This is a genomic window from Mesorhizobium prunaredense (genome assembly GCF_900156895.1).
Taxonomy (GTDB): domain Bacteria; phylum Pseudomonadota; class Alphaproteobacteria; order Rhizobiales; family Rhizobiaceae; genus Mesorhizobium; species Mesorhizobium prunaredense.
The window spans coordinates 273,893-290,194 of the sequence record NZ_FTPD01000005.1 but is presented as its reverse complement, the minus strand read 5'-3'; the positions used below and the strand labels follow the sequence as shown (position 1 = coordinate 290,194).

Genomic DNA, 16,302 nt, shown 5'->3' with positions numbered 1-16,302 from the left:
CCTTGCGGCCGGTATCAGCTTTCGAAAATTGTCCCGGTGTTGGCCGCCTGGGCACGGTCGCGGGCGAGCGTGGCGATCGCCGTGTCCTGCACGCCGGTGCCGGTGAGGTCGGCGATGGTGATGTCGCTGTCCGAACGGCGGCCATGCCTTTCGCCGGCGATGATCTGGCCGAGCTCTGTGATCTCGGCATCGGCTGCCATCACCCCCGTCGCGATGGCATGATGCAATTCGCCCAGCACCCGCGTCTGCTTCGCGCTGTCGGCGACGTAGAGATCGGCCATGCGCAGGATCGCCGGCGCGATCTCGTTCTTGTGCTCGGCGTCCGAGCCCATAGCGGTGATGTGCTGGCCGGCGGAGACGAAGCCGGCCTTGATCAGCGGTTCGGTCGACGGCGTCGTGGTGACGATGATGTCGGCGCCGGCCGCCGCCTTTGCCGCGTCGGGCTCAGCATGCACGACGATGCCCAGTTTTTCGCGCAATGCATCCGCCGCGGCTTCGGCCTTGGCGGCGTCCCTGGCCCAGATGCGTGCCTCGGCGATCGGCCGCACCAGCATAAGCGCCTCGAGCTGCAGCCCCGCCTGGACGCCGGCGCCGAAGATCGCGGCGACAGAGGAGTCGGTTCGCGAAAGATGTTTCGCCGCGACCGCTCCGGCCGCCGCCGTGCGGATGTCGGTCAAATAGCCATTGTCGAGCAGCAGCGCCTCGACCAGCCCGGTTTTTGACGACAGCAGCACCATCATGCCGTTGACGCTGGGCAGGCCGAGCTTCGGATTGTCGAAGAAGCCGGGACTGATCTTGATGGCAAAACCGTCGATGCCTGGCACATAGGCGGTCTTGACGTCGACCTCGCCGCGATGCTCGGGAATGTCGAGCCGCAGGATCGGCGGCATCGCCACCGGCAAGGTGGCAAGCGCTCGGAACGCATTTTCTACGCAGGCGACGGCATCGAGATCGAGCTTCACGATCGCGTGCAATTCGGCTTCGGTGAGTATCGTCATCCGGCTCATGCGGCGCTCTCCTTAAATGCTTCGCCACAAACGACTTTCCTGTGCAGCGTCATGTCGATGTTGCGGCCCGACAGAATGAGCACCGTGGGGCCGCTCGCCCCGACCTTGCCGGCAAGCACTGCGGCGATGGCGACCGCGCCGGCGCCTTCGACGATCTCGCGTTCCTGTTCATAGGCGTGGCGGATGCCGGCGGCGATCTCGTCCTCATTGAGGAGGATCACGTCGTCGAGCAGGTCGCGGCACATCGAGAAGGTCAGCCGATTGTCGAGGCCGATACCGCCGCCGAGCGAATCCGCCAGCGTCGGCAGTTCCTCGACCAAAACCGGATGTCCGGCATCGAGGCTTGCCTTCATCGCCGCACCTCGCGCCATCGAAACGCCGATGACCTTTGTGCCGGGGCTGACGCCCTTCACGGCAGCGGCGACACCCGCCGCCAGCCCGCCGCCGGACAGCGGCACCAGCACCAGGGCGGCGTCCGCAACCTGCTCGATGATTTCCAGCCCGAGCGTGCCTTGCCCGGCAATGATATCGGGATGGTCGAAGGGCGGCAGCATGATAAGACCGTCTTCCGCGACCAGCCGGTCGACCTCTTGCTGCGCATCGTCCTGGCTGTTGCCGACGATGCGGATCTCGGCGCCAAGCCGGCGGATTTCGTCGAGCTTGTTCTGCGGCACCAGTCGCGACATGCAGATCGTCGCACGCATGCCTTCGAGCTTCGCCGCATGGGCCAGCGCCCGGCCGTGATTGCCGGTCGAGGCGGCGACCACGCCGCGCGCCTTCTCCCCGGCGTTCAGCGACGCGATGGCGTTCGAGGCGCCACGTAGCTTGAAGCTGCCGGTGATCTGCCGATGTTCGAGCTTGAGATAAACAGGCGCGCCCAAGTGCCCGGAAAGATTCGGGGAAGGCACGGTCGGCGTGCGCTCGACCTTGCCGGCGATGCGCTCGCGGGCGGCGCGGATGTCGGAGAGGGTGACGTCGTTCGCGGTCATGATCTTTGCTCTGCGATCACTTCAAAGGCAGCGTCATCAGACGGCCGAATTCGGCGCGCGGCTCGTCGTCGCCGCAAAGCCGCAGGCAGTTCCAGGCCGTTGCCTGGTTGCTGGTCACCACCGGACGGCCGATCGCCTCTTCCATGCCGACGACGGCAAGTGCTGCCCGCAGCGCCGTGCAGGAGACGAACAGCGCGTCCGCTTGCGCATCCGTAGACTCACGGGCCAGATCGACCAGCGTGGCCGGCGCAATCCGCGCCATCTCGCGGTCGTCGTCGAAGCCGAGACAGCTGAAGCTGGCGATCTCGAAACCGTGCGCCGCGAAATAGACGGACATCGGCCGGCTGGTCTCGACAGTATAAGGAGTAAGAATACTGATCGTCCTGGCGCCCAGCGCCTTCAAGCCGCGCACCCCTGCCATCGGTGGCGTAACCACGGGTACGCCGGGCTTGGCCGCCTGCACCGCCGCCTCGATCTCGGCATCGCCGATGACGACCGACGCCGAGGTGCAGGAATAGCAGATCGCATCGAGCGGCTCGTCGGGCAGGATGAGCGCAGCGCCCGCCGTCAGCGACGGCCGCATCTTGCGCAAATTGTCCGGCGTCGTCGGATTGGCATAGGGGATGCGCGCGACATAGACGCCGATCCGGTCGTCCGCCACCATGCGGCGAAAATCCGGTTCGGTCGTATGGTCGGTGGCAAGGATGATCAGGCCGACGCGCTTTTCCAGCGGACGCGCGTCGAGCGCCGGCCGTGTCGAGTGCAAGCGGATGTCGACTGGAGCGGTCACCACGCGCTCCCTGCCAACGGTTTGGTCGAAGGAACTGTCATTTTTCAATGCGCCCGTAGCGGCGTTCCAGCCAGCGCAGCAGCACGACCGAGAATAGGCTGATGGCGAGGAAGAAGGCGCCGACCAGCGTCATCGGCTCGACATAGCGGTAGTAGGTGTTGGCGACGCTCTTGGCCTGGTTCATCAGTTCCAGCACGGTGATCGCCGAAAGCAGCGGCGTCTCCTTGAACATGGCGATGAAATAGTTGGCAAGCGCCGGGATCATCGGCGGGATAGCCTGCGGCATGATGATGTGGGTCCAGGTCTGCCTGGCGTTGAGATTGCAGGCCTTGGCGGCTTCCCACTGGCCGCGCGGCACATTGTCGATGCCGGCGCGATAGACTTCGGCCGTGTAGGTGCCGTAGTGCAGCCCGAGGCCGATGACGCCCGCCACCAGTGGCGGCAGCAGGATACCGATATCCGGCAGCACGTAGAAGATGAAATAGAGCTGCACCAAGAGCGGCGTGCCGCGAATGAACTCGGCGAGGAAGCCGACGCTGCGCGACAAGCCCTTGTTCGGCGAGCGCCGCGCCAGCGCGATGGCCAATCCGACCATCGCGGCCAGGACCGAGCCGAGCAGCGTCGCCAGGATGGTGATCTTCACGCCCTCGATCAGGGTCGGCATGATCTCCCAGACGAAATTCCAATCCCATTCCATTATGAGGCCCGATCCATCAGACGCGCACCCCATCGAGGCCGCGCGCCATGCGGCGTTCCAGCGAACGCACACCCCAGGAAATGATTAGCGCAAGGCCGAAATAGATGACGAGGATGGTGGTAAACGGCACCAGCGTGTTGCCGGTCTGCGAGCGCACCACCTGGGCCTGGAAGGTCAGGTCGGTGAGCGAGATCAGCGAAACCACGGCGGTGGCCTTGAGCAATTCGATGGCGTTGTTACCGAAGGTCGGCAGCATGACCAGCAGCGCCTGCGGCAGGATGACATGGCGCATGGCTTGCCAGCGGCCGAGATTGACCGCGGTGCAGGCCTCGTACTGTTCGCGGCCGATCGACTGGATGGCGCCGCGCACCACCTCCGCCGCATAGGCGCCGACATTGAGGCCAAGCGCCAGCACGCCGGCCTGCAGCGGCGTCAGCGAAATGCCGACGAACGGCAGCACGAAATAGGCCCAGAACAGCTGAACGAAGATCGAGGTGCCGCGGAAGAATTCGATATAGGTGGTGGCCAGCGCCCGAATGGCGAAAAAACGCGACAGCCGCCCCAGCCCGGCGAGAAAGGCCATGATCAGGGCAAGCACCGACCCCATCAGCGTCAGCTCGATGGTAACAAGCGCTCCCTGCAATATCAGGCCGAAATAGCCGGACCATTGGGTCATGAACTAAGCATTTCTCCGCTGGGTGATTATTACAGAAGGTCGGCGCTGCCCCTCATCCGCCTGCCGGCACCTTCTCCCCGGATTGGGACGGGGAGAAGGGTGAAGCTCCAGCGTTGGCGCCCCCCTCTCCCCGTTCTTCACGGGGAGAGGGTAAGGGTGAGGGGCAACTTTTTACTTTGCCGAGCAGAGCTTGTCGCGGCTCGTCGACATCGCCGCCGCGGCCGAAAAACCGTAGGGCTCGATGATCTTGGCGAATTCGCCGGACTCCTTCAGCTTGGCCAATTCGACGTCATAGGCGTCGCGTAGCGCCTCATCGCCCTTCTTGAACGCCGCGCCGTCGCAATAGACCGGCGCGCCGACCACCGGGGCGACGACTTCGAGGTTCGGATCGTTGGCCTTCTTGACCAGATCGTTGATCGACAGCACCGGCAGCGAATAGGCATCGATGCGGCCGTCCTGCAGCATCTTCAGGCCGCTCTGGCCATCCGGCACGACGATGACACGGTCACGCGGCACGCCGGCAGTGAGCGCCAGCTTCTCCTCGGTGCCGCCGCCCGGCGCCCCGATCGTCGCGGTGGCATCCTTGGCGACATCCTCATAGCTCTTGAAGCCCTTCGGGTTGCCCTTCTTGACCAGCATAGCCTCGGCGTCGCACAGCACCGGCTCCGAATAAGCGACCGCCGCGCAGCGCTCCGGCTTCATGAACAGGCCGGCGGTGACGACGTCGAAACGGCCGGCCTGCAGGCCGGGGATCATCGCGCCATATTCAGAGATCGAGGCAACGATGTCGTTGACACCAAGACGCTTGAAGATTTCACGCGCCACGTCGGGCGCCGCACCCGAAACCTTGCCGTCGGCAGCAACCGCCGTATAGGGCGGCTCGTTGGCGATGGCGACACGGGCGAAGCCCTGTGCCTTGAGCTCTTCGAGCTTGCTGTCGTCGGCCGATCCCGCGGTCGAAGCGGCCAGAATTGCGGTCAGTGCGACACCGGCCACGCCGGCCAGAATGCCAAGTTTCTTCATTGTTCCCAACTCCTTGTTTCTCTTTTGGTTTGCTCGTTCTACGGGACGGCTTCGCCGCCCTGGGAGGACGGCGTTGCCGCCTCTGACATGGCAGTCAGACGCGATGTCCGGCCGCGATGATCTTCTTCAGGAAAGCTTGCGTACGCTCCTGCTTGGGGTTGCGGAAAATCTCGTCCGGCTTGCCTTCCTCGACGATCTTGCCGCGGTCGAAGAACAGAACCCGGTCGGCGAAATCATGGGCAAAACCCATTTCGTGGGTGACCAGCAGCATGGTCATGTCGGTCTCGGAGCAGAGCCGCCACAACACGTTCAGCACCTCCTCGACCAGTTCCGGATCGAGCGCCGATGTCACCTCGTCGAACAGCATGATCCTGGGCTGCAGCGCCAGTGCCCGGGCGATCGCCACCCGCTGCTTCTGCCCGCCGGAAAGCTGCGCCGGCATCGCTTTCGCCTTGTCGGCCATGCCGACCATATCGAGCAGTTCCATCGCCCGTTTTTCGGCGGCGGCGCGCGGCATGCCCTTGGTCAGGATCGGCGCCAGCGTGACGTTATCGATGACGCTCTTGTGGGGAAACAGGTTGAACAGCTGAAAGACCATGCCGATCTTCTGGCGCATTCTTGCCAGATGCCGTTCGTCGGCGGGCAGCAACTGGCCGTTGCGCTCCATGTGGTAAAGCTGCTCGCCGTCGATCTGGATGTGGCCGCTGTCGATCCTCTCCAGCGTCATCAGGATGCGCAGGATCGTCGTCTTGCCCGAGCCGGATGGGCCGATCAGCGCCAGCTTCTCGCGCGGCATGACCTGCATCGACAGTCCGTCCAGCACCTTGAAGGTGCCGAAGCTTTTCGAAATGGCGTCGATCTTGATGATGGGCGCGGACAAAGAATTTCCCCGTGCTGGAGAAGCTGTGCCTTAACGATGCGGAACGTGCCAAATCATGTCAATCAGGAAAATAAACTCATGACAATGTTTCTGACTCCGCAGAATTTCGCGGCAATGTCTGCCTAGATCGCCAGCAGGAGATGCTCCGGGTCGCCGAGCAGAAGTTTGGTGACAACGCTGAGGCCGGTGCGCAGTTCCGCCTCGGTTGTCGAGCCCAGCGAGATGCGCACTGCCGGTTGCCAGGGCGCCGCCGAGATGCGGAACGATGCGCCTGGTGCGATCGCCACGCCCTGCAGGCGGGCCTGTGAGACGAAGCCCTCCTCGGCGCGGCCGCCGGGCAGTTCTAGCCACAGATGCAGTCCGTCGCGATGGACGCGGTAGTCGACCCCGGCAAGCACCTGGGCGGCAATCTCCTGCCGCCGCCGCAGCGCCGACCGTTGCCAGCGGACGAGTTCCATCGCCGTGCCGTCAGTCACCCATTTCGTCGCAATCTCCGCCACCATCGGCGTCGCCATCCAGTTGGAGACGAGATGCCGGTTGGCGACGGCAGCGACATAGCGGTCGGGCGCCGCGAGATAACCGATGCGCAGGCCTGGCAGCACGATCTTGGTGAAGGAGGTGACGTAGAGCGTGCGCTCGGGCGCGAAGGCGGCGACCGGCGGCGGACGGCCCTCGACCAGCGGCCCGAGCACGTCGTTCTCGATGATGGCGATGTCGTGCCGGCGCGCCACCGCAGCGATCTGCTCGCGCCGCGCGGCATTCATCAATGTCGCAGTCGGATTGATCACCGAGGGCTGCACGAACACGGCGCGGATGTCGGAAAGCCGGCACGCCTCGTCGAGCGCCTCCGGGATCAGGCCGTTGTCGTCGATCGGCAGGCCCTCGAGGTTGAAGCCGAGATAGCGCGCCAGCGGGATCAGCGTGTGATGGCCGATCGCCTCGGTGGCGACGGTCGAACCCGGCGGCGCCACGCTCATCAGCGCCACCGTCATGCCGGCCGTGGCGCCGTTGGTCAGGCTGACATTCTGCGCCGACACGTCGAGACCGCACAGCCGCAGCCATTCGACCGCCACTGCACGGTGGCGCGGGAATACCATGTTCGGCCGGAACGACAGCGCCGAGGTCGACGGCAGGCTCTCGGCGAGCCAGCCCAGCGCCTGCTTCAGCCGCTCCAGATGCATCGGCTCGCAGACCGGCTTCAGGATCGACAGGTCGATGACCTCGCCAAGGCGCTCCGGCAGATAGGGCGGCTCCGGCTCTCGGCGCTGCGTCTGCACGAAGCTGCCGCGGCCGATCTCGCCCGAGACCAGGCCCCGGCGGATCAGTTCCTCATAGGCGCGGCTGACTGTCTGCACCGAAAGCTTCAAATCGTCGGCCAGCCGGCGATGCGTCGGCAGCCGCGCGCCGTTGGCCAGCCGCCCATCATGAATGGCGCGCGCGAACTGGTCGGCGAGCGATTGATAGGCCGGCCGCCGGATGAGCGCGGGATCTGGGCGCCACAATGTCATGACATATTAGAGATCGAAATCAGTGCAATTGACAATCGAAATAATGCGCCGTCATGGTGTCGCGAACGAAAAAAGTGGACGCTCATGGCAGCACCGAAACTCGATCAGATCGACCTGAAAATCCTCGACGCGGTCCAGCGCGACGGGCGCATCACCAAGCTGGCGCTCGCCGACAAGGTCGGCCTGTCGCCGACGCCGTGCTGGATGCGGCTGCGCAAGCTGGAAAAGGCCGGCATCGTCTGCGGCTATCACGCCAGGGTTGCAATGCGCGCCGTCGCGCCGGTCGCCACCGTACTGATGGAGGTGACGCTGGCCAGCCACCGCCAGGCCGATTTCGACCGTTTTGAGCGCGTCATCCGCGACGTCCCCGAAATCGTCGCCTGCTGGTCGGTGGGCGGCGGCGTCGACTATCTGCTGAAAGTGATGGCGCGCGACATCGACGCCTACCAGCGGCTCGTCGACGCCCTGCTCGAACGCGAGATCGGCATCGACCGCTATTTCACCTACATCGTCACCAAGACGGTGAAGGAGGAGGTCGCCTTGCCGGTGGCCGATCTGCTGCCGGTGTCAACGTGAGGTGTGAGGTCCCCGGGTCGCACGCCTAGGAGGGGCCGAGACATTTGTCCCTTCGTCATCCTGGGGTCTGCGCCGCGTCGCTTCGCTCCTTGCTTCGCCCCAGGATGACGAAGTTGGGGAGGCTTCGGCCAATCTCCACTGTTTGTTACAGCCTCGGAGAGACTGTCCGGTGTTTCGGCCCAATAGAGACAATCTCTCTACGCGCGAGCACCAAAACAGTCTCTCTGTCTGCGCCGCGCGCATAGTCTCTCCGTATCAATGCGAACCGGGAGACCTCGAACATGTCCGCGCATTTTGCCCGCCCACACCGCCACGAAGCGCTTGACCGGCTCGCCGACCGCCGGCTGCTGCGCCAACTCGCCTATGTCGACGGCCACTGGACGGCGAGTGACGCCGCCGAGAGTTTTGGGGTGACCGACCCTGCTACAGGCGCCACCGTTGCCTGGGTTGCCGCGCTCGATGCCAGGCAGACGAGCAAGGCGATCGACGCGGCGGCGCGCGCCTTTCCCGCCTGGCGCGCGGCCCTCCCACAGGAACGCGCAAGAATCCTGCGAAAATGGTTCGATCTGATCATCGCCGCCAAGGACGATCTGGCGCTGTTGATGACGCTCGAGCAGGGCAAGCCGCTTAGGGAATCGCTTGGCGAGATCGACTACGCCGCCTCCTTCGTCGAGTGGTATGCCGAGGAGGCAAAGCGCCTCAACGCCGAAAGCGTCACCAGCCATTTGCCAAACGCCGAGATGATGGTGCGGCGCGAACCGCTCGGCGTCGTCGGCGTCGTCACGCCGTGGAATTTTCCCGCAGCCATGCTGACCCGCAAGGCGGCGGCCGCGCTTGCTGCCGGCTGCACGATCGTCGCGCATCCTTCGTCGGAAACGCCGCTGTCGGCACTGGCGCTGGCCGAGCTCGGCGAACGCGCCGGCCTGCCGGCTGGCGTCTTCAACGTACTCACCGGCAAGGCTTCGACCATCGTTGGGCGGATGTGCGAAGATCCGCGCGTCCGCGCCATGAGCTTCACCGGCTCGACCGAGATCGGCAGGCTTATCGCCGCGCAAAGCGCGCCGACGATGAAGCGGCTGGTCATGGAGCTTGGCGGTCACGCGCCGCTGATCGTCTTCGCCGATGCTGATCTCGACAAGGCGGTGACCATCGCCGTCGACGCCAAATTCGCCACTTCCGGCCAGGATTGCCTTGCCGCCAACCGCATCTATGTCCAGCGTCCGGTTTATGATCGTTTCTGCGCCGCCTTCGCCAGGCGCATCGAGGCGCTGCGGACCGGCAATGGCCTGGCCGATGACGTCGACATCGGGCCGTTGATGCATGAGCGCGGCGTCAAGAAGGTCGAGGAGCAGGTCGCCGATGCGCTCGCCCATGGCGCGCGCTGCCTCACCGGCGGCAAACGCGATTCTGCAGGACCGCTGTTCTACCGGCCGACCCTGCTCGCCGATGTCACCGACGACGCGCTGATCATGCGCGAGGAGACCTTTGGTCCGGTCGCCGCAGTGACGCCCTTCGACAGCGAGGACGAGGTTATCGCCCGCGCCAACGCCACCGAATACGGCCTCGTCGCCTATGTCGTCACCGAGAACGGCGGCCGCCAATTGCGCATGGGCCGTGCGCTCGACTACGGTATGGTAGCCATCAACCGCGTCAAGATCACCGGCGCGCCGATCCCGTTCGGCGGCGTCAAACAGTCCGGCATCGGTCGCGAGGGCTCGCGCCACGGGCTCGAAGCCTTTACCGATCTCAGATATCTCTGCCTGGACGTGGCCTAGGTCGTAGTGACGCCCGAGAACCGCGCCCGACACTTTTCCTCAGGAGTAAAAAATGCTCGACCAGTCCAACGAACTCGCCGCCTGGGACCGCGACCACTTCTTCCATCCCTCGACCCATATGGGCACGCATGCACGGGGTGAATCGCCGACCCGCGTGATCGCCGGCGGCGAAGGCGTCACCATCTGGGACAATAACGGCCGCAAGAGCATCGATGCCTTCGCCGGGCTCTATTGCGTCAATGTCGGCTATGGCCGCCAGAAGATATCAGACGCCATAGCCGCCCAGGCCAGGAACCTGGCCTATTACCACGCCTATGTCGGCCACGGCACCGAGGCGTCGATCACGCTTTCCAAGATGATCATCGACCGCGCCCCGCAAGGCATGTCGAGGGTCTATTTCGGCCTGTCCGGTTCCGACGCCAACGAAACCAACATCAAGCTGATCTGGTACTACAACAACGTGCTCGGCCGTCCCGAGAAGAAGAAGATCATCTCACGCTGGCGCGGCTATCACGGCTCTGGTGTCATGACCGGATCGCTGACCGGGCTCGACCTGTTCCACAACGCCTTCGACCTGCCGCGTGCGCCGATCCTGCACACCGAGGCGCCCTACTATTTCCGCCGCGCCGACCGCTCGATGAGCGAGGAACAGTTTTCCCAACACTGCGCCGACAAGCTCGAAGAAATGATCCTGGCCGAGGGCCCGGACACGGTCGCGGCCTTCATCGGCGAGCCGATCCTCGGCACCGGCGGCATCGTGCCGCCGCCCGCTCTGTACTGGGAAAAGATCCAGGCGGTGCTGAACAAATACGATGTGCTGCTGGTCGCCGACGAAGTGGTCACCGGCTTCGGCCGGCTGGGCACCATGTTCGGCTCCGACCATTACGGCATCAAGCCCGACCTGATCACCATCGCCAAGGGCCTGACCTCGGCCTATGCGCCGCTGTCGGGCGTCATCGTCTCGGACAAGGTCTGGCAGGTGCTGGTCCAGGGTTCCGACAAACTCGGCAGCATAGGCCATGGCTGGACCTATTCGGCGCATCCGATCTGCGTCGCCGCCGGTGTCGCCAACCTGGAACTGATCGACGAGATGGACCTGGTGACCAACGCCGGCGAGACCGGCGCCTATTTCCGTGCCGAACTGGCGAAGGCCGTCGGCGGCCACAAGAATGTCGGCGAGGTGCGCGGTGACGGTATGCTGGCGGCAATCGAATTCGTCGCCGACCGGGACGACCGCGTGTTCTTCGATGCCGCGCAAAAAATCGGGCCGCAGGTCGCGACCGCGCTTGCCGAGCGTGGCGTCATCGGCCGCGCCATGCCGCAAGGCGACATCCTCGGCTTCGCGCCGCCGCTCTGCCTCACCCGCGAAGAGGCCGACATCGTCGTGTCGAGGACGGCCGATGCGGTGAACAGCGTATTTGCCAATCTCTAATTTTTGTAGGCCTTGGCGCCGCCCCTTGCATCCGCCTGCCGGCACCTTCTCCCCGTAAGGACGGGAGAAGGGTCAAGCACTCAGCGCCGGCGACCCCTGTCCCCGTTCTTCACGGGGTGAGGGTGAGGGGCAACGCCAACCTGCAATATCTGGAAGCAACATCGATGACCGCAAAACCTTCCCTCCCCGCCACCATGGCCGCCGTGCTTCTGACCGGTCATGGCGGGCCGGAAAAGCTTGTCTATCGCACCGATGTGAAAGTGCCCTCGCCCGCCCCGGGCGAGGTTCTGGTCAAGGTCACGGCGTGCGGCATGAACAACACTGATGTCTGGGTGCGCCAGGGCGCCTATGGCACGGAAGAAGATGCTGCCGCCGTATCGACCTGGCGGCGTCAGGGCAATACGCTGACCTTCCCGCGTATCCAAGGCACCGACACGGTCGGCAACATCGTTGCCGTCGGCGAGGGAGTTTCTTCGGCCCGCATCGGCGAGCGGGTGATGGTCGATTTCTCCATCTACAACCGCGACGATGATTCACTCGCCGACATCGACTATATGGGCCACGGCCGCGACGGCGGCTATGCCGAGTACCAGACCGTGCCGGCCGAGAATGCCCATGTCGTCGCCACCGACCTGACCGACGTCGAGCTCGCCACCTTCTGCTGCGCTTACCTTACCGGCGAACAGATGCTGGAACGAGCCGCATTGAAGGCCAGCGAGCGCATGCTGGTCACCGGCGCCTCGGGCGGCGTCGGCTCCGGCATCGTGCAGTTGGCGAGGGCGCGCGGCGCCATTCCCTATGCCGTCGTCGGCAAGGGCAAGGAACAGGCGGTGCTCGACATCGGCGCCGAGGCGGTGATCACCCGTGGCGTCGCCGATCTGCCCGCCGCCGTGAATAACGCGACCGGCGGCCAGCCGATCGACGTGGTTGCCGACCTCGTCGGCGGTGCGATCTTCAACGACCTGTTGCGCATCCTTCGGCCCGAAGGCCGCTACACCACCGCCGGCGCGATTGCCGGCCCGGTCGTGCAACTCGATCTGCGCACCATGTATCTCAAGCAATTGCAGCTGCACGGCTCCAGCCAAGGTACGCGACACGATTTCCGCCGTATCGTCCGCTACATCGAGGACAAGAAGATCCGGCCGCTGGTCGGCGGTGTCTACAAGCTCTCCGATTTCCACCGCGCCCAGGCGGATTTCATTGCCAAGGATTTTGTCGGCAAGCTGGTGGTCGTTCCGGACGCCGTTGCGGACCTCGCTGCAACGCGTTGACAACCAAGACTAACACGCGCTCGGGCTGTTCGCCGATGCGGTAAAATCGAGCGCGACATGGCCTTGCGGCGCGCCGAAGCGAAGGAAGGCTTCTGACAGGGTCGCGAACACCGGTCCGCTGTCGCCTCTCAGCTTGGTGCAGAAATTCTTCGACCTGTCGAAGACGCCGGAAGTCTTGAGAAAGTCGATGCAGCCGTAGATCTCGTCCATGTGATGGCCCTCGCCAAGCGGATAGAGCGAGAACTGCGCGGCGACCTCTTGTCCGAGCTTTTTCGCACTGTCGACATGCGCCCGCGCCACGCCGATGCGCTGGGCAAGTGACAGGTCGCGGCTGCTGCCAGAAATCGGTGTGCAGATCGGATCGTCGGGCTCGCCGGGGCAGCCGCGCGACACCGTCGCCGACAGAACGCAATGCACGCCACTTGCCGCCGCAGAGGCGAACAGATCGCGCATCGCCGGGAAAAGCTGTTCCGGCGGGCCGACGATCAGCGTCGAAATGTCGTCGGTTTCGATGCGGAAATTGGGGCGATAGGGGTCCATCGCCGAAAGCGCCCTAAGGATGACGCCGACGAAATCGTCGCACATCGGATACAGGGAAATCTGTGCACCTGAAAACATACTCGCCTCGCTCCGCTGGCATTACCCAGATCAGCTTGAGGGACCGAAGGCTTGGCACCTTCCATCTCAGCCCCGGCAATACGGAGCGCCCCTGTCGATTGGGTGGACGTAGCACCGGCGCGAACGATGTTCAAGTGTGGTCCAGGGCGACGGCAACAAGGATTCCTGATCCTCTCCTGCGGCGTTATAAGTTTTTCGCAATTTTCTTATAACGCCGCTTGCGTCGCTCGAGATCACGCCGTTATAAGAGAACCGCATTTTTCTTATAACTGGAGCCGCCTGACATGAAGACGGTCGACCTCGTTTACCGCACGATGTATGCGGAACTCGTCCAGAGATCCTTGGACGCAGCCTTCGAAACGGATTTCCCGACGACGGGCAACTTCGTCAAGGTTCCCGTCAAGGACAAGGTCTACTGGTATTTCGAGGAAACGCAGCCGACGAAGACGCGACGATATGTCGGGCCTGACAGCGATCCCGAGATTGCAAAACGCGTCGAATCCTTCCGTCAGATCAAGGACGATCTCCGCGCCCGCAGGAAGCTGGTATCCACGCTCGTGCGCGAAGCAGGGCTGACAGAACCCGAAAAGTTTACCGGGGATGTCGTCGAGGCGCTGGGAAAGGCTGGCATCTTCCGCTTGCGCGGCGTCCTGGTCGGCACGGTCGCCTTTCAGTCATACGCGGGCTATCTGGGCGTGAAGCTGCCCGGTGCAGTGTTGCAGACGAGCGATGCAGACTTCGCGCAATTTCATTCGGTGTCGGCTGCGGTCGAGGACAGCCTGCCACCCATCCTCGAAATCTTGAGGGAGATCGACCCAACCTTCAGGGAAATCCCTCACAGATCGGATCCCGGACACGCGACGCAATTCGAGAACGCAGTCCGATACAAGGTCGAGTTCCTTACGCCGAACACGGGCAGCGATGACTACGCCGATCATGCAACCCCGATGCCGTCTTTGGGCGGTGCATCCGCGCAGCCTCTTCGGTTTCTCGATTTCCTGATCCAAGAACCAATCAGAACCGTGCTGCTGCACCGATCGGGGGTGCCTGTCGTGGTACCGTCGCCCGGACGATATGCGGTTCACAAGCTGATCGTCGCCTCGCGCCGACAGAACGACGCAAACGGCATGGCCAAGCGGGAAAAGGATGTCCACCAGGCAGCACTCCTGGTCGAGGCATTGGACGCCACCCGTCGCCAGGACGATCTCGCCCTCGCGTTTTCGGAAGCGTGGGCCAGGGGGAAACATTGGCGTGAAGCGTTACAAAAAGGACTTGGTTTGATACCCCAGAAACAGCGTGGCGACGTCGAGGCGACGATCGTCAACGCACTTTCAGGAATCGGCGAGGAACTGGAAGGATTCAGCGGCTCATCTGCGAAATCAAAGCAGGGAGACTAAACGGCAGGGCAAACGCGCGCGCCAATTACGGACCTGCTTGACCGCGGCTTCAAGCGATCTTTCGAACGCGTCGATCACCTGATCGACCTGAGGCTCGGTGATGATCAGCGGCGGGCAGAAAGCCAGCGCGTCCCCCATGTTGCGCGAGATGACGCCGTTCTGCTGCATGAAACCGTTGACGAGCCCGCCCAGCGCGCCGGCCGTCTCCCACGGCATCTTGTTCGCCTTGTCGCCCACCAGTTCGACCGCCGCGATTAGGCCGACGCCGCGCACCTCGCCGACAAGCGGGTGCGAAGCGAGCTTGCGCAGCCGCTTCTGCATATGCGCGCCGACCGTGCGCGCATTGCCGACGAGATCGCGCTCCTCGATCAGCTTCAGGTTCTCCAACGCGACCGCCGCCGCAACGGGATGGCCGCCGCCGGTGAAGCCGTGGCCGAAAGTACCGATGCGATTGCTTTCGTCGGCAATCGGCTCGAAAACCTTCTCGTTGATCAGGAGGGCCGAGATCGGCAGGTAGGACGAAGAGATCTGCTTCGACAGCACCATGATGTCGGGCCTGATGCCGAAGGTCTGCGAGCCGAACATTTCGCCGGTTCGGCCAAAGCCGCAGATCACCTCGTCGGCGACGAGCAGGATGTCGTATTTCGACAGCACCGCCTGGATCTTCTCCCAGTAGCCGGCCGGCGGCACGATGACGCCGCCGGCGCCCATGATCGGCTCGCCGAAGAAGGCAGCGATGGTTTCCGGTCCTTCGGCCAGGATCAGCTTTTCCAGATCGTCGGCGAGCCGGCTCGAAAACTCTCCTTCGCTCTCATTTGGCAGCGCCTCGCGCCAGTGGTGCGGCGTCGACGTGTGCAGCACATTGGCGATCGGCAGGTCGAAGGAATTGTGGTTGTTGGGCAGCCCGGTCAGGCTCGCCGTGGCAATGGTGACGCCGTGATAGCCGCGAATGCGGCTGATGATCTTCTTGCGCGCCGGCTGGCCGAGCGCATTCGACCGGTACCAGATCATCTTCATGGCCGTATCGTTGGCCTCGGAGCCGGAATTGGTGAAATACGCCTTGCTCATCGGCACCGGCGCCATCTGCACCAGTTTCTCGGCGAGATCGATCAGCGGCGAATGCGATTTGGAACCGAAGTCGTGATAGTAAGGCAGCTTGGACATCTGGCGCACCGCAGCGTCGACCAGCCGCTTCTCGGAGAAGCCGACCGCGACGCTCCAAAGCCCGGCCATCGCCTCGATATAGCGGTTGCCGGCGAGATCCTCGACATAGATGCCGTCGCCTTTCTCGATGATGAGTGGCCCTGCTTCCTCATGCTTGCGGGCATTGGTGTAGCCGTGCATGTGGTAGCTGATGTCGCGGGCTTCGGGGGAATTCGGTCGAGCATCCATGATGGCTCCTGTCCTGCATGCCGGGACTGCGTCCTGCCGCCGTTCGGCGCGCGCATCGGCATCTGGATTAATGCTGTTTGCTGCATCTGTTTCTTGTAAGGGTGTCAAGCCCTTTTGGAAGGGCTGGCGGATGGACGGAAGACATGCAGAATTTCAGCTTCGAGGCTGCTAAACGCCGGAACCTGCGCCAAGCCGGCGGTGCGCATGGCCAAGACTTGATTCCCGAACGGGTCACCAGCAGGCACAACAACAAGGCTGAGGTGGCCTGATC

The 16,302-nt window shown here is 63.8% G+C and carries 16 protein-coding genes and 1 riboswitch; of the genes, 6 read left to right on the top strand and 10 right to left on the bottom strand.

Features of this window, described 5'->3' with window-relative positions:
• Positions 1–14: 14 nt before the first annotated feature.
• From eutC to ehuR, 8 genes are all read right to left on the bottom strand, one after another.
• Positions 15–1,007: an ectoine utilization protein EutC gene (gene eutC / locus BQ8794_RS05525; RefSeq protein WP_077374149.1), complete on the bottom strand. Its 993-nt coding sequence runs from the start codon at positions 1,005–1,007 to the stop codon at positions 15–17.
• Positions 1,004–1,996 carry a hydroxyectoine utilization dehydratase EutB gene (eutB, locus tag BQ8794_RS05520; protein WP_077374147.1) on the bottom strand — a complete coding sequence of 331 codons (993 nt, stop codon included), beginning with the start codon at positions 1,994–1,996 and terminating at the stop codon, positions 1,004–1,006. Before eutB ends, eutC begins: the two co-directional genes overlap by 4 nt.
• 16 nt (positions 1,997–2,012) lie before the next feature.
• Entirely contained in the window at positions 2,013–2,786 is a 774-nt protein-coding gene (gene eutA, locus BQ8794_RS05515) for an ectoine utilization protein EutA (protein WP_077374336.1), read from the bottom strand.
• A 37-nt stretch (positions 2,787–2,823) separates the two neighbouring features.
• Positions 2,824–3,483 (bottom strand): ectoine/hydroxyectoine ABC transporter permease subunit EhuD, encoded by a 660-nt coding sequence (ehuD, locus tag BQ8794_RS05510; protein ID WP_077374144.1) that lies wholly within the window; start codon positions 3,481–3,483, stop codon positions 2,824–2,826.
• Positions 3,484–3,499: 16 nt separating this feature from the next.
• Positions 3,500–4,159, bottom strand: coding sequence for an ectoine/hydroxyectoine ABC transporter permease subunit EhuC (gene ehuC, locus BQ8794_RS05505; RefSeq protein ID WP_077374141.1), 660 nt, complete (start codon positions 4,157–4,159; stop codon positions 3,500–3,502).
• A gap of 171 nt (positions 4,160–4,330) precedes the next feature.
• Positions 4,331–5,182, bottom strand: coding sequence for an ectoine/hydroxyectoine ABC transporter substrate-binding protein EhuB (gene ehuB, locus BQ8794_RS05500; RefSeq protein WP_023797848.1), 852 nt, complete (start codon positions 5,180–5,182; stop codon positions 4,331–4,333).
• A gap of 94 nt (positions 5,183–5,276) precedes the next feature.
• Positions 5,277–6,062: an ectoine/hydroxyectoine ABC transporter ATP-binding protein EhuA gene (gene ehuA / locus BQ8794_RS05495; protein WP_023797847.1), complete on the bottom strand. Its 786-nt coding sequence runs from the start codon at positions 6,060–6,062 to the stop codon at positions 5,277–5,279.
• A gap of 122 nt (positions 6,063–6,184) precedes the next feature.
• Positions 6,185–7,570: a MocR-like ectoine utilization transcription factor EhuR gene (gene ehuR, locus BQ8794_RS05490; RefSeq protein WP_077374138.1), complete on the bottom strand. Its 1,386-nt coding sequence runs from the start codon at positions 7,568–7,570 to the stop codon at positions 6,185–6,187.
• A gap of 84 nt (positions 7,571–7,654) precedes the next feature.
• Here ehuR and BQ8794_RS05485 point away from each other — a divergent pair, with 84 nt between their 5' ends.
• The 4 genes from BQ8794_RS05485 to BQ8794_RS05470 all read left to right on the top strand — a co-directional run bounded on the left by BQ8794_RS05485 (position 7,655) and on the right by BQ8794_RS05470 (position 12,624).
• Positions 7,655–8,146, top strand: coding sequence for an Lrp/AsnC family transcriptional regulator (locus BQ8794_RS05485; RefSeq protein WP_077374135.1), 492 nt, complete (start codon positions 7,655–7,657; stop codon positions 8,144–8,146).
• Positions 8,147–8,427: 281 nt separating this feature from the next.
• A complete protein-coding gene (locus BQ8794_RS05480) occupies positions 8,428–9,921 on the top strand; it encodes an NAD-dependent succinate-semialdehyde dehydrogenase (protein WP_077374132.1) in 1,494 nt (497 codons plus the stop codon).
• A gap of 52 nt (positions 9,922–9,973) precedes the next feature.
• Positions 9,974–11,353, top strand: a complete 1,380-nt coding sequence (locus tag BQ8794_RS05475) for an aspartate aminotransferase family protein (protein WP_077374128.1) — start codon at positions 9,974–9,976, stop codon at positions 11,351–11,353.
• 164 nt (positions 11,354–11,517) lie between these two features.
• The gene (locus BQ8794_RS05470; protein WP_077374333.1) at positions 11,518–12,624 is read left to right on the top strand and encodes an alcohol dehydrogenase family protein; all 1,107 of its coding nucleotides are present in this window, start codon (positions 11,518–11,520) and stop codon (positions 12,622–12,624) included.
• A gap of 9 nt (positions 12,625–12,633) precedes the next feature.
• On the opposite strand, the gene BQ8794_RS05465 is transcribed toward BQ8794_RS05470, so the two are convergent.
• The gene (locus BQ8794_RS05465) at positions 12,634–13,242 is read right to left on the bottom strand and encodes a YkoF family thiamine/hydroxymethylpyrimidine-binding protein (RefSeq protein ID WP_077374125.1); all 609 of its coding nucleotides are present in this window, start codon (positions 13,240–13,242) and stop codon (positions 12,634–12,636) included.
• A riboswitch (TPP riboswitch) is annotated at positions 13,233–13,345 on the bottom strand. Its footprint overlaps the gene before it by 10 nt.
• A 181-nt stretch (positions 13,346–13,526) precedes the next feature.
• Here BQ8794_RS05465 and BQ8794_RS05460 point away from each other — a divergent pair.
• The gene (locus tag BQ8794_RS05460) at positions 13,527–14,639 is read left to right on the top strand and encodes a nucleotidyltransferase family protein (RefSeq protein WP_077374122.1); all 1,113 of its coding nucleotides are present in this window, start codon (positions 13,527–13,529) and stop codon (positions 14,637–14,639) included.
• Here the strand turns inward: BQ8794_RS05460 and BQ8794_RS05455 are convergent.
• On the bottom strand, positions 14,622–16,031 hold the full coding sequence (locus BQ8794_RS05455) for an aspartate aminotransferase family protein (protein ID WP_077374119.1): 1,410 nt from the start codon (positions 16,029–16,031) through the stop codon (positions 14,622–14,624). The genes BQ8794_RS05460 and BQ8794_RS05455 overlap by 18 nt on opposite strands.
• A gap of 143 nt (positions 16,032–16,174) precedes the next feature.
• Between BQ8794_RS05455 and BQ8794_RS36955 the strand changes: the two genes are divergently transcribed.
• Positions 16,175–16,300, top strand: coding sequence for a hypothetical protein (locus tag BQ8794_RS36955; protein ID WP_280174556.1), 126 nt, complete (start codon positions 16,175–16,177; stop codon positions 16,298–16,300).
• Positions 16,301–16,302: the final 2 nt, after the last annotated feature.